Origin of the sequence: Gillisia xinjiangensis (assembly GCF_046298265.1) — a bacterium.
Lineage (GTDB): Bacteria > Bacteroidota > Bacteroidia > Flavobacteriales > Flavobacteriaceae > Gillisia > Gillisia xinjiangensis.
The window spans coordinates 90,697-104,489 of record NZ_JBKAHK010000006.1 but is presented as its reverse complement, the minus strand read 5'-3'; the positions used below and the strand labels follow the sequence as shown (position 1 = coordinate 104,489).

Genomic DNA, 13,793 nt, shown 5'->3' with positions numbered 1-13,793 from the left:
CTAGGAGCCGGATTCCCTTTTGTAAAAAAGGGATCTGGGGATCCTCAACAAAGAGTACCTGTTCAAACTCATACCCACTTAGAATTTCATTTTCTAAACAAAAAATCCAGGGCACTGTCGGCTGAACGCCTTTAAAATAACCTGCGGATGGTCCCTGAGGTATCTTGGTAGCTTATGGTTGCTTATTTATCAGTAAAATAAGAGGTTGCCAGGAGCATCATTTGATCCAGGCTTTTGGGAGTATCCCTTTTGTAGTTGGTATTGGCGATGAGCTGTCCTTTTTTGGAAGAGATTTTATGGGTGCAGATCAGTTCCTGATCAGCAGTGTAGATTTCCAGGATATCAGCTGCTTCTTTGAGAATCACCTTGGGTGTGGGTGCCCTTGTGAGTACCCATCGGAACACTGTAAAAATTGTTTTTATAGGCAATGGCATTGGTCTTTCTTACATGATAAGTCTTGGTTTGTTTGATCTCAATAATCAGTGGGGGATAAGGGTTCAGGTATTCTCTTTCCCGGTCATACTCTTGTTGTGGTATCTTTTTAGTGAAGTTATGGGCAAGGGCGTTAGCCAGTCCGGCTAACAACACAAATAATGCTCTCATAAGTTCCAAGATTTAATTAAGCTGTTCAGGATTGAGTATGCCAGCGCTTTTAGGTTGGAATTTTCACTTAAATATTGGGCTTCATCCTTATTGGATATAAAACAGAACTCTACGAGGATTGAAGGAACAAAGTGTATCGTTTCCCGAAGTACCTGAAAATTCGCGAACTTGACTCCCCTGGATTTGAACCCAAGGGTTGAGGTAAGTGAGGTATGTATCTCGTTTGCAATAATTATTGATTCCTTTAGATTTTCGGTCAATTGTGTTCTTGCTACAAATACCTCCGTTCCTGTTGCAGATGCATTTAGGGAATGATTTAAGTGCAAGGAAATAAAGAGGTCAGGTTTTAAAGCTTTAGCAAGCTTGCCTCTGTCGTGAAGCGAAATGAGGGTGTCTGTAGTTCTGGTAAGGTAAATGTCCAGAAGATTTTGTTTTGAGTTTAGGTTAAGGATTTCAAGGCCTAATTTCAAGGTGATATCTTTTTCTTTTAATTCATAATATCTTGTTGCACCACTGTCCTTTCCACCATGGCCGGGATCAATAACAATTGTTATTTTTTTATTTGGAGCCATTTGCGCCAGAGCAGGATAAGCCACTAAGAGAATAACAACTAGAAACAGGTTTCGGGATATGATTTTAGACTCCATTTTAGAATTTTATTCAAAAATGAATCACACCTTTTAATTTCTGTTCCGGGATGGAAAAATTAACGTGAGTATCTGGTGATTTTTATATTTCTGATAAAGTTTCTTTCAAGAATCTATTAAATCTGCCATTAACATCCGCGCGGAGGGTTCTTTATCTGCGGCTCCTTTGTAGAATTATTTTAGCAAATTATATTACTGAATAAATTATTAATATGCCAATTAATATTGATAATGGAGATATCAATTGAAAATAAAATGGCTTAAGAATATCAGCGGAAGAGGTTGAAAATTTATGATGTAACTTTCTTGGGATAATCATCAGGATCAAAGAGGGAATTAGAATGAACCATCCAATTATCTGAAAAGCAATTGAAAATTTTGAACTTTCAGCATAGACTAGAAAGGCTAATCCGGGAATGATTCTAATTGCTAATTCAGTATAGTGAATGAAAGTTGTACTTCCTGCTTTTTGCAAAATTGACCTTACTTTCTGAGGTTGAAATAACATAAGCAATCCTGTAAAAGTAAAAAAAATACCAAAACCTATAATCGTAAATTTTGCGAGTATTTCAAGCATGGATTTCTATTTTCGGATAGATAATTTCAGATCGAGGGTTGCCGCTAACGTTCTTGGTCAAGGCAAGTGGCGTGGATTAGGGACGCGAACTTATCGGCTTTGTTGTTTTTTACTTGGTCCCGCTAATTGCTCTTAACCGACTTAGCCTTCGTTATTTCCAAAACCTTTCTTTTCTTTAAAAGACTTATTATAGCCTAATTTTATTTTACTGCTTGAAGATACACCCAGTATCCTTTTTTGAATAGAATTTGAGTATTTTTAAATCCAGCAATTTTTATCCATTCTATTTGGTTCATATAATCTGTTGGTTTGTCAAATGCTTCGTAGTGCTCGATGATCCATTTCCATTTTTCACCGTCCGGAAAGCTGATATTCACAAATTTATTCCATTGCTCCAAAAACATTGGATGGTCAGGATTAGTTTTACTTATCATTAAATCGCTGTACGAAAATATACCGCCTTGTTTTAAGGAAGAGTTTATATCCTTAAAAATCGATTGTTTCTCTTTATCATCTATATGATGGAGACTAAAACCCGCAACTATTAAGTCATAACCTTCTTCATTGAAAATAAAGTCTTTGAAATATTTATTGTGATAAATAAAATTATAACCGTTGAACTTGTGTCGACATAGATTAATCATTTCCTTAGATGCATCTATAAGTGTAAAAGTTGCATTTGGAAAATAAGGAATAAGTTGCCCTGTAATATTTCCATTACCGCAGCCAAGATCGAGAATAGAAGTTGGATTAAAATTGTCAGGAAGATATTTTACAAAGCTTGCAACTAGTTGTAAATAATGAGGTACACAGCCATTCATATCATTGGTATAATTTTTAGAAAATTCATTAAATTCCAAGGCTATGTTCTCTCTTTTTTTCATTATTGAAATTAAGTTGATTCCTATAAATGTAGGATAATTATATTATTATTCTTAAAGAGCTTTAATATTAAAGTTAGGAACGCTGCATTCCAAATAATGAAGGCTAACCTGTTATATTCCGAATAATATACACTTTTATCCTAAAATTTTCCTGGGATAAACACAGTGTTTCTAATCACTTCATCTAAGTTTCAAATTTACCCAGAGAAATATAAATAAACAGTACCAGCTAATTCTCAACAAGTTTTTTCTCCATCTAATAGTATTTTTTACCTGTGGGAATATGCCAGGTTGTTTGTTATAAGATTCCAATTACCGAGTTCCTAAGCTTCTTAAATTCTTCTTCCTTTAAATAAAATTCAAAGATTCATTCGGTTTAATAAGAATTTTATCGTCTTGAGCATCAACTCACGTTAAATATTGAGCAGTTTGTTCCAACCTTTCCTTTTCATAATAAATTTCTCAAAAATTAACCATCAAAGGGTCCTCATCAGGCCATTCTGCTTTAGCAGATCAAAAAACGAACGTTATGAAAAAATCAATCTACCCAACAATTCTTTTATCGCTGTTTTCATATCCGCTTTTCGCACAGATTGGCGGGATTGAAAATTCAGTAGCCGAGATTTCGGATACCATCCGGATTATTTTCCCCATTCTACTCGGGGTTATTTTTCTGGTCGGGTTCCTATTCAATGCAGGTCATTTCTTTGGGGAAAATGCCGATTTGAAAAAAGGCATCACCCGTGTTTTGGTCTTTGTGCTCATTGCCGGCGCAGTAGTGGGAATTTTCACGTACCTCATAAGTATTGTAGTCTGATGAAGCGCTTTGAGATCTATAGAAATATTAGAAAAAAAGCGCTAATCTGGGGGCTCTCCATTTCCCTTTTCGCCCTGATGATGATTTCGGTAATCGCATCGCTGCTTGTCATTATTTTTTCTTTCAGCTTTTCAATTGTAATCGGTGTATTTGTTTTCAATACAGGCCTCTATATAGGCCTTACCAGGATTTCAAACTTTTCACGATACTTTGAATTCAGAAGTGTTTTTCCGAAGAATATCACCAACAAAAAATCAAGCCTTTTCAATTATGACCAAAATTAATCTCGCATATTTTAGGCCCATAGTGGATATTCAGGGAAATATCATTTTCGCGAATAATGGCAATGTGGTAATTGGATACCAGGCAAATCTCCCCGAGATCTATTCCTTGTCTGAGAATGATTTTGAGGAAATCCACAATTCCTGGTTTCAGGCAATTAAATCGTTGCCAACGGGCTGCGTGGTGCATAAGCAGGATATTTATGTAAAGCGGGCATATTCATCTGAAAATTTGCCCAATAGCAGCTTTTTGGAAAAGGCAACGCATCGGTATTTCAAAGATCGGGAATATATAGAACACCGAAGCTATCTGTTTTTTATACTCCCTGACAACAAGAGCCTGAATAATCCAAAATATGTCAATCCTTTCAGGAAAATCAACAAGGGCATTCCCGGGCAATTTGAGGAAAACATGAAGGTTTTTCTCAATGCGGTTAATGATTCTGTTTCCTTTATCAATAACAGCAGGAAGCTAGAACTGCTTCCCCTTTCAGAAAATGAGATCCATAGCCTTGCCAATGAATATTTCAACGGATTCAATGAAGGTTTTGATACGAACATTGTTTTGGATAAGGGGCCTATCAATATTGGCGAAAATTACTTTGATGTCCTGGCGGTAAACAGTGAATTGTGTTTTGGCGAAAGTGTTCAAACCAGTAAAAACAATGAGCGTTTTACTTCCGATGATTTTGTTTTTCACCAGGGATTTATCGATGGTTTAGGGCTTTCACTAAATGAAAACCACATTGTAAATCAGGTTATTTACCTGGATGACAAACAGAAATGGCGCAAGCTGCTGGACAAGAAAATTGAAGAGCTCAATAAGAGCTCCAATTTTGGGTCACAGAACAAGGTCGTCCTTAAAAAGATACAGCATACCCTGGATCAGATTAATGCAGATGATACTTCAAGGATTATTCGCGGGCATCTCAATGTGATCTATTGGGACAGGGATACTAAAAACCTAAGCAGAATTGGTTCCAGGATTAAAACCGAATTTAAGGAATTGGATATATCCCCCTATTTCCCCCAGGGAGAGGAGCGCAAAAATTACTTCCTCAACAGTTTTTTCTGTTTCTCTTCCAATTTTTGCAATGAAGATCTGTACGTCACAGATCTAAAACATAGTTTGTGCCTTTTTATCAATAACACCAATTATAAATCGGATGAAACCGGGATTATCTTTAATGACCGGGAACATAATATCCCGGTTTTGAAAGATGTCTGGGACGATAAAAAGAAGCGTATCAAAGCCAGGAATTTTGCCATCTTCGCCCCTACAGGAGAAGGCAAATCCTTTCTGGCCAATAGCATCCTCCGGCAGTATTTTGAAAGCGGGGTTCGCCTTGTGATTATCGATCTTGGAGGATCCTACACGAAATTCGCGAAGCTTTACCCTGAAGAGTATACCATCCTGCGCTATGAGAGCGGAAAGAGCTTAGGGATCAACCCTTTTTACATCAGTAATGAAAATGATCTAACTGCAGAACGCCTTGAGGACCTTTCGGAGTTTCTGTTCGAGTTATTTGCTTCAGATCTCAAGATAACAAAAGCGCAGTCTGTTTCCATAAAAAAAATCCTGCGTGATTATTACCTAAATGTAAGTGGTAACTATTCGCTACAAAGCTTCTACCGCTATGTTGAGAGACACAGGGTAGATCTCCTGGAGGATCTTAAGATCCATCCGGATTACTTCAACATCAATAATTTCCTCCACATTATGTCTGAATATGTTGGGGATGGGATTTACAGTTTCCTATTTGAAGCAGGGGAGGATCAAACCTATAAAATAGAGGATAAGCGGCTCATTGTTTTTGAATTGGATGAAGTAAAGGACAACAAGGAGATCCTATCGGTGATGCTGAAGCTGATAAAATCGGCCATTCAACGTACTATCTGGAAAAACAAGGCTGAAAAGGGGATCATCCTTTTTGATGAATTTGCCAAGCAACTGAAGTTTGAGAATGTACTGGAAAGCGTGGAGTTTTACTATCAGGCGATCCGGAAGCAAAACGGGGCAATCGGGATTATCCTCCAATCCATCAATCAGCTTCCCGGCAATTCAACATCGGCCAGTATCCTTGAAAACACCCAGGTTATCTACAGCCTTCAGAATGAAAAAGGCTACGATGAACTCCGGAAACGATTAAACCTTTCCAACCACGATTTAAATCAGCTGAAATCCATCAGGAACAACTTCACCGGAACCAGAAAGTATGCTGAGATGTTCATCAAAATAGGGAAGGAGAGCAATGTTTTTCGGCTGGAAGTCCCCAAAGAAGTGTATGCCGCTTACCTGACCGACGGTGCTGAAAATGATGCCATCATGAAAATGTACGAGGAACATGGGGATATGGAGAAGGCCATATTACAATTCACGAAACAAACCAAATAACAACTAAATACATAACTCATGAAAACAAAAATTTTAATCCTCGCTATGGCCATCTTGCTAAGCGGAAAAGCGGTAGGCCAGGGAATGCCGGTTTATGACAACACAAATTTTATAAGCCTTGCAAAATCACTGATTGAATCGGCAAAGCAAACTTCGCAACTGCTAAAAACAGTGAATTTTCTCAAAGATCAAAAAGAGAATATCGAGAAGGTAAATGATGTGGTGAAACAGTTAAAGGCTGTACAGGAACTTGCCCGGAATAACCAGATCCTTTTCGAGGTGATCCGGGATGACTTGCGGGGGATCTTAAATTCTCCGTATATCAAACCCGAAGAGGTGACCCGCATTTCAGATTCATTCAATACCATAATTGAAAATTCCCTGGAAGATCTGGATTTCATTGATCAGATTCTTACCAGCAATTATTTGAAAATGACCGATGCCGAGCGAGCAATGGTGCTCAAGGAAAAAGAACTTCAATCCAGGGAAATGGTCGCGGAGATTGAACAGAAAACCAGGCGATACCGGGATATTATTTCGTTCCGGGAAATGCAGGATAAGGTCAATAACAGGGAAATCGGGTATTGATGGTGGCCGGGGGAATATTTTTAGGAATAGGTCTGGAATACGTGGATGCTGTTTTCCAAACCATCAAAAACAGCGATTTCTCGCAGTACACCATTACCGGGATGAAAACCCTCGCGGTGCTGTTTTTCCTTGTCAATATCCTGAAAAAATACAATGAAGGTATTGCAGATAAGGATGGATATACCTGGGGTTTGAGCCCGGGAGAACTTGCCAAAAACTTCGCTGTTGTATTGCTGGTTATTTTTTCGACCCAGATACTTGGCATTTTTGATGGAATTTTAGTTGCCATTGAAACACAATACACCGATACGGCCCCTGCGTTAATCCCTCTTCAATTACAGGATATCGATATTGAGCAGGATGTAGGAGCCTGGGATGCCGCAGCCAAAGCAATGGCATTGCTTTATGATGCATTGGTCACTCCTTTATATCCTGTCAAGGTAATTTCCTTTGTGATGGGGCTGTTCTTGTGGGTTTTGGACCTGTTTATCTATCCGCTTTTTTTGGCGGAGCGTTATTTCCTCCTCGGAATTATGCAGGCGTTTTTCCCATTGGTAATAAGTCTGGCGGTATTTGAAAAGTTCAGGACCATGGCCTACAATTTTTTCAGGTTGTATGCCGCGGTTTATATGCTGGTTCCGGCCTTTTTCCTGGTCAATGTATTTGTCAATAACCTGTATGCCGAGATCAACACTAATTTCTGGTCGAACCTTTTGGGAACCACGAGCGATAATAACATTATCCAGATTATAGTCGAGGCAGGCTCCATCGCTTTTATCGTATTCCTGAAATTCAAATTATACACCAGAGCTACTTCGTTCACTTTAAAACTATTTACTGCCTAAGGCAGCTTAAACAAAGAAAAATAACATGAAAACACCCTACAAAAATATTTACAGTGTTCTGCAGACCAACCGGTTTGTGGTAATAACCGTTGTATCGGGAGCATTGATTTCGAGCCTATTTTTTGGCTGGCTTATGTATGATATGCACCGCATGGCTTTAAATAACTCCTTCGCAATAAATACCGACGGCAGTGTAATCCCCCTGAAATGGGTCAGCCAAAAAGAAAATCTGGAAGTCGAGGCCCTGGCGCATTTGGAATTGTTCCATACCTACTTCTATAATATAGATACCAGTAATTATCTGCGGAACCTCGAAAAAGCACTTTGGCTTGGCAACAGCTCCGTTGATAATCTATACCGACAGAAAAAGGCCGATGGGGTTTATAACCGGTTGCTCCAGTATTCCCTGGTGCAGAAAGTTTTGAGTATAGAATCACAACTGGACCTGCAGGCCGAGCCTTATCAATTCAAAACAACAACCATTTTTGAGATCAACAGAGGAACCGTTGTGGACAGGTATGAGCTGGTATCCTCCGGAAATCTCATTGTTGTGGACCGGAATTACCCAACAAACACCCACGGGCTGCTGATCACCAATTATTTTGAAAACACCTTAAAAAAGATAAACAATGAAAATTGAAAAGAATAAAATCGTATTTGGTTCTGTGCTGGCAGTAGTGATAATTTTTATCGTTTCGTATTCCGCTTTAGTTTTGGGAGGCAATGGCGATGAAAATAAAGTACTCAAAGAAACCCTGGTTCCCGAACTGGGAGAAGAACAGCAGGAATACAAATCCAAGCTCGATGCTGTGAACGCATTGAAGGAAGTGCGTGAGACCAACGCTCCCAGTATCTACGATGAAAAACTGCTGGATTCCCTGGGATTTTATGATCCGGATCTAAGGGAGAAGCAAAAAATGAAAATTGTGGACAGCATCTACAATTCGGGTCGGATTAACTATACCCAAAATAGCTATCGGAGTAATTCGGAGAAGCCAGAAGTTGAAAAGCCACAATCTAAAGAAAATATTCTTAAAGAAGAACTGCAAGAACCTGCTTCAGCAAAGGAATTGGGACTTGAACATCAGCTTTTTTACAGTACCAATCCTGTGCTTACCAATGAGGTTGAAAGTTCATCAAGATCTGAAAATGAAATCCTTGTGGAAGTTGACGGGAACCAGACCGTTAAAAATGGGTTTCGGTTGAAGATGCGGCTCACTGAACCGGCAATTATAAAAAATAGAACCATTGCTAAAAATACTTCTGTATATGGTTTTATCAGCTTTCAAACCAACCGCGCCCTGATTGAAATCGAAAATATAGACCATCAACCGGTCAGGCTAAAGGCGTATGATCTTCAGGACGGAAGCGAAGGCATCTATGTGGAAAACAGCTTTCGGGCCGATGCCAGCAGGGAGGTAATTGATGATGTTATTCAGGATATCAATATTGCCGGGCTACCACAAGTGGGGGGGATCAAAAAAGTTTTCCAAAGGAATAATAAGAACGTAACAGTAACCATAACTAATAATTATAAACTCATTTTAAAATCCCCGCAAGGGAATTAAATACTCATTATTATGAAAAAACATTTATTTATATCAGGCCTTCTAATTATTGTGGGATTTGCAAATCTTGCAGCACAGGAGATAAAAGTACAAAACCCTGTTTTGGATACCATCTATGCCAACGAACATAAAAACGTCGCCTTGTTTTTTCCTGAACCTATCCGGCAGGGAATTACGGGGGCTGAGGATTTTGTTTTTACCTATAACCGCGAGCAATACCAGCATTTGGGATTGCTTCAGGCTACTCCGGGAAAAGAAAGTAATTTACTGGTAATCGGTACAAATGGTTCAATTTTTTCGTATATTTTAATGTATTCCGAACGACTGGATCAGCTGAATTATTTTATTTCAGACTCCGGAAAGATCGGGAATGAGAATCCTGAATTCAATGAGGAACACAAAGATGTTGCATTAATTTCAGCCACTAAAACTGAAGAGGTATTAGCTGATAAAGAACCCTATTATCAGAATTTCAGTTCCTATATATTAAGAAGTAAACGCAAGATTGGCAACATTCAAGCCGCCCAGGAAAATGTGTTTCTAAAAGTGGAGAATATTGTCTTCCATAGGGATGAGCTGTATTTTGTGCTGAAAATCAATAACCGATCATCCATTGATTATGATCTGAGCTTGCTGGATATTTCAGTAGAGACCAGGAAAAAAGGAAAGAAAAAATCAATGCAGAAACTGATTCAGGAGCCGGTTTTTAGATATCAGGTGCCAGAGAAAGTTGCTAAAGGTAAAATCAGCCGATTTGTATATGTCCTGCCGAAGTTTTCTATTGCTGAAGATAAAGTAGTGGTGATTGATCTCAAGGAACAAAACGGGGAGCGGGATATAAAGTTGAAGGTCAAAAGGAAATTTATTAATAACCCAAATTGATGAAATTATGAAGAAGATGTTGTTCCTTTTGTTAATGGTGATTTGCTTCGCCTGTACAGAAGCTGAAAGGTTCCATACTGCGACCGCCCAAATTGTGGTTGAGAGTTTTTATCAAAAGGATTTTCCCGTTCTTGAAAAGCACACCACAAAAGATAGCTATTATTCCTTTATGTACATTCAGGATATAGTTCCTAAGGTAGATAACCGGGATTCTCATTTTAAAGTGATTCAGGAAACCGAAAATGAGGATACCGCCCGGGTTCAGTTTTCAACTATTTATGAAGAGCAGCCCGAAACTTTTAAGTTGAAAAAAGAGGAAGGTAGCTGGAAGGTGACGGAAATTGAAATGGGGGAGAAGGTGCCGTTTTGATGGTTAAAGGGTTTTACCAAAAAAATAATGGGGTCTGGCTTATTGTGTTGATAAACCTGGATTACTTACTAAGACTTTTAATTTCTATGGGATATTTAATCATGTTTTCAAGACTATGAATAACTGACTGGAAATTGTTTTGCAATCAAGTACTTTTCCTGGATAAAAGGTTAACAACAAATTTCCGACCTGTAATTAATATATCAAAATCTTTTCTTTTTCGAGCTTCAACTTCAGCTTTTAACTTATCCCCAAAAATTAAATGACTCAATTCCACTTCATCATTGATAAGAACGGAATTGCAAATCTTTAGAATTTAAACCGTGCTAACTTTTCTGGTTTCAACTGCTCTAAACACAAATCCTCATATGGCCAGGAAATCTTTTTAATTAGGTAAGTTATTTAAACGACACATATTGGCGCTATTAGGTATTAATTTAGCACTTGTATTAAGCTAACAGATAGCCTGTTGGGCGAAAACCTTCAAAGAGTTCAATTATGCCAATGCCCGATAATGGTTTCCAATGGAGGCCCAACGACAATTCTGCCCGAACCAATCTGCGCTATACCCTGGAAGCGGAAAAGTGGGTCAATGCAGTTTCTTCAGTACAAAGGAAAGCGCAGCCAAGATCCATATCCGGTGATCTTGCATTTATCAGTATGGTTTTTCAGCTGGTATTTAGCGTATCACTGCTTATCCTGCTGGGCATTTTACAGCTTGTTACAGGTTTGGTTAGGCTTGTGGAAAGCGGTTTGCAAAATAATTCAGGTGGAACCATAAATGAAGCAAGAAATCCGGGGATTGAAAATGGAGAAGGAAAAGAACCCGATGCAATCTGGGATATCACCAATGAGAAACAATATCCCAAAGGATGGCAGTTGATATTTTATACAGATTGGGGACGTTTAAGGCATATCTGGCAATTCCTGTACCTGCTGGTGTTTATTTTTATCATCCTGCTTGTGGTTTTATGGTTGCTGAGCCTTTGGATCCCGGACTATGTACATATCAATAAAGAGGTGCTCATCTTTGCGGGTGGAATAAGTTTGTGGAATGCTTTTTTAGGAGTTGATGACTGATAATTCCCCGGCAGTTTCCGTCTTGTTGATCAACTATCACAAAGTTATTTTGTAGATCAAGATGACGACGCCCATTGGCGCACCAAAGTAATATGTTTGTCTAAGAAAGAAAAATGAGAAGTTTTTGGATCATACTAATTGTATTTAGATCTGAAAGCAGGTAGGGAAAAAGTAATATTTTCTAAACAATAAGATCAAAATAACCGCTTTGGCAGAAAGTTATATTTTCTTGGTAGTAGGGTATTAAGGAGAGAAGACAATTATGCTGAGGCGGTTTATTATTTTGAAGGTATCCCAAGCCGTTGGACGATGGCAGCAATTCTGGAGAAGAAAATTATTTGGAGCCTTAATAGTAGTTAAAAAGCATCACCAGGGAAGGGTGTGAGGAATTAAACTTAAATAAAAAACATTTATGAAATTTAAAAGACTGATTACAATAGTTTTATTTCTTTTTTTAATTCTTAGCCTAACATCCTGTGTTCCTGCAGGTGTTACGGAATATGAATATGGATTTTTTGGAGGGTGTTGGCATGGCTTTATTGCTACTTTTTCCTTTATAGGACAATTGTTTGGTGCTGATATTGGCATAATGGCAGAAACACACAATGGAGTTCCATATTATATAGGGTGGGTTATTGGGATTTTACTTATAGGTGTTCTCTCTCTTGGACGGCTATAGCTTAGATATGAAATGAGCATAACGGCAACACGACACAAACACCGATTAAGATATGCGAATTACCTATAACAAATAAAAAACAATAAATATCTTCATTTGAAATCGTTTACGGGGATAGGGGATTAATCTGGTTTCGTGATGAAGATTATCTGGTGGTACAATTTGGTAGTAGATAATCATATAAAGCAGGATTTACTCATTCCAGAAAAAATTAAAAAAGTTAAAAATAATTTTTGCCAGGTAAGCTGGTGGAAAGGAGAAAGGATACCTTTTTGTTAAAAATGTATTCTTCTGATGTTCGGGGGTTTAAGAGTGGAATGTGAGCTTATCTAAAAAGGTACTAGGACGGAATAGGCATTACGACTGGCTTAATCAATAAAAAATAAAAGGGTAAATGTGGTTTCCCGTAAACACCATAAAATTTAATTATTTACATTTAAGAAAATTTTAAGACATGTTCTTAAAATTTAGAACTTAACATAAACAATAATGGCACCTACTTCCATCTTTTCAGAAATTTCTGAAGAAGCTCTCTTTTTGCATAAACAGATCTTGATAGCTACGGAAGGGAATGCGGAGATTAAGTCTCTGTATAAGGGATGTCAATTGCTTTTTAGTCCGTTGATCCATAAACCTGAAATTCTACTTATAGGCTTTAATCCGGGAGGGGGATATTCTAAACACCACGGTTTTATTGCTGAAAATTTCGAGCCAATGCAGGCTTTAGAATATTACCTGAACAAACATTCCCTGGGCGAACAAACCAAAGATCTTTTCCGGCAGGCGGGCAGGGAAGAAGACCTTAAAAACCATACGGTAAAAACAAATTTTTATTGCTGGGCAACAGATAATGTAGCCGACTTTAACAGGCTATTGAAATTGCTTCCTGATGAACTCAGCCAAAAGATTTTTCACCAGGCAAGAGTTTGGACAAGGCAAATGATTGATGGTTTACAGCCGGAAATGATAGTAGCGGAAGGGTTTAAGGCTTATGATGAAATTGCTGTTCTATTCCTGAAGAAACTGCAGGTGGAGAGTTCGGAATCTGTTAGATCATTTATGACTCCAGAAGGGATGAAGGTACTGGGATATAAGAGGAATCAGGGGAGTATTATTGGAAAAGAGGAGATAATAAGTGCTTTTAATACGATGGTATCAACTGCAAAAAGTTAATAATAATATTAAACAGGTAGCTGAATAATATGGCAACATTTGAAATTAAAATTAAGCATTCCATAAATGTTAAAGGAGAATATATAGATAGAGGACTTTCTGTACAAATAAGTTCAATGTTTGCCAATCCACTGGATGAAAAAGAGAAAGTTCACAATGCCTTTATGAGGGTACATGGTTTGGATTTGAAAACAGAAGGATATTTGAATACGGGATTTTTGGAGTATAGAACAATTTGATGTGGGTGAGCGAACATGGATTTACTCCAAAAGCGGAAGGACGGGATGGACCAAATCTTTTTTGTTCTTATGGTTTTAAAATGAACTTAAATTTGAGGCTACAAGAGGCATGAGTGGAGTTTAGAGTGGAAAGAAATATTACAAGAAAGAATCACTAATTATTAA

16 protein-coding genes are annotated in these 13,793 nt (G+C 38.0%); 12 read left to right on the top strand and 4 right to left on the bottom strand.

The features are described from left to right. Positions 1–182 precede the first annotated feature (182 nt). The 4 genes from ACKGJN_RS11505 to ACKGJN_RS11490 all read right to left on the bottom strand — a co-directional run bounded on the left by ACKGJN_RS11505 (position 183) and on the right by ACKGJN_RS11490 (position 2,711). Positions 183–434: a hypothetical protein gene (locus ACKGJN_RS11505; RefSeq protein WP_409539649.1), complete on the bottom strand. Its 252-nt coding sequence runs from the start codon at positions 432–434 to the stop codon at positions 183–185. A 165-nt stretch (positions 435–599) separates the two neighbouring features. Continuing rightward, positions 600–1,250: an N-acetylmuramoyl-L-alanine amidase family protein gene (locus ACKGJN_RS11500; RefSeq protein WP_409539648.1), complete on the bottom strand. Its 651-nt coding sequence runs from the start codon at positions 1,248–1,250 to the stop codon at positions 600–602. Positions 1,251–1,437: 187 nt separating this feature from the next. Next, positions 1,438–1,827, bottom strand: coding sequence for a hypothetical protein (locus ACKGJN_RS11495; protein WP_409539647.1), 390 nt, complete (start codon positions 1,825–1,827; stop codon positions 1,438–1,440). A 200-nt stretch (positions 1,828–2,027) separates the two neighbouring features. Further along, positions 2,028–2,711 carry a class I SAM-dependent methyltransferase gene (locus tag ACKGJN_RS11490; protein WP_409539646.1) on the bottom strand — a complete coding sequence of 228 codons (684 nt, stop codon included), beginning with the start codon at positions 2,709–2,711 and terminating at the stop codon, positions 2,028–2,030. 529 nt (positions 2,712–3,240) lie between these two features. Between ACKGJN_RS11490 and ACKGJN_RS11485 the strand changes: the two genes are divergently transcribed. From ACKGJN_RS11485 to ACKGJN_RS11430, 12 genes are all read left to right on the top strand, one after another. Continuing rightward, positions 3,241–3,528 (top strand): hypothetical protein, encoded by a 288-nt coding sequence (locus ACKGJN_RS11485; RefSeq protein WP_409539645.1) that lies wholly within the window; start codon positions 3,241–3,243, stop codon positions 3,526–3,528. Positions 3,529–3,798: 270 nt separating this feature from the next. Further along, complete coding sequence (locus tag ACKGJN_RS11480) at positions 3,799–6,204, top strand: TraG family conjugative transposon ATPase (RefSeq protein ID WP_409539644.1); 2,406 nt, start codon at positions 3,799–3,801, stop codon at positions 6,202–6,204. An 18-nt stretch (positions 6,205–6,222) separates the two neighbouring features. Further along, positions 6,223–6,792: a conjugal transfer protein gene (locus ACKGJN_RS11475; protein ID WP_409539643.1), complete on the top strand. Its 570-nt coding sequence runs from the start codon at positions 6,223–6,225 to the stop codon at positions 6,790–6,792. After that, positions 6,792–7,637, top strand: coding sequence for a hypothetical protein (locus tag ACKGJN_RS11470; protein WP_409539642.1), 846 nt, complete (start codon positions 6,792–6,794; stop codon positions 7,635–7,637). Before ACKGJN_RS11475 ends, ACKGJN_RS11470 begins: the two co-directional genes overlap by 1 nt. A 25-nt stretch (positions 7,638–7,662) precedes the next feature. Then, positions 7,663–8,277, top strand: coding sequence for a conjugal transfer protein TraK (locus ACKGJN_RS11465; RefSeq protein WP_409539641.1), 615 nt, complete (start codon positions 7,663–7,665; stop codon positions 8,275–8,277). Then, entirely contained in the window at positions 8,267–9,205 is a 939-nt protein-coding gene (gene traM / locus ACKGJN_RS11460) for a conjugative transposon protein TraM (RefSeq protein WP_409539640.1), read from the top strand. Before ACKGJN_RS11465 ends, traM begins: the two co-directional genes overlap by 11 nt. A 12-nt stretch (positions 9,206–9,217) precedes the next feature. Continuing rightward, on the top strand, positions 9,218–10,087 hold the full coding sequence (locus ACKGJN_RS11455; RefSeq protein WP_409539639.1) for a DUF4138 domain-containing protein: 870 nt from the start codon (positions 9,218–9,220) through the stop codon (positions 10,085–10,087). Positions 10,088–10,094: 7 nt separating this feature from the next. Beyond that, a complete protein-coding gene (locus tag ACKGJN_RS11450) occupies positions 10,095–10,457 on the top strand; it encodes a YqhG/Tai3 family protein (RefSeq protein WP_409539638.1) in 363 nt (120 codons plus the stop codon). Positions 10,458–10,955: 498 nt separating this feature from the next. Then, positions 10,956–11,537: a hypothetical protein gene (locus ACKGJN_RS11445; protein WP_409539637.1), complete on the top strand. Its 582-nt coding sequence runs from the start codon at positions 10,956–10,958 to the stop codon at positions 11,535–11,537. Positions 11,538–11,949: 412 nt separating this feature from the next. Continuing rightward, a complete protein-coding gene (locus ACKGJN_RS11440; RefSeq protein WP_409539636.1) occupies positions 11,950–12,216 on the top strand; it encodes a hypothetical protein in 267 nt (88 codons plus the stop codon). Positions 12,217–12,705: 489 nt separating this feature from the next. Beyond that, on the top strand, positions 12,706–13,389 hold the full coding sequence (locus ACKGJN_RS11435; protein ID WP_409539635.1) for a hypothetical protein: 684 nt from the start codon (positions 12,706–12,708) through the stop codon (positions 13,387–13,389). Between the two features lie 29 nt (positions 13,390–13,418). Further along, complete coding sequence (locus ACKGJN_RS11430) at positions 13,419–13,628, top strand: DUF6140 family protein (protein ID WP_409539634.1); 210 nt, start codon at positions 13,419–13,421, stop codon at positions 13,626–13,628. The last annotated feature ends 165 nt before the right edge of the window (positions 13,629–13,793 follow it).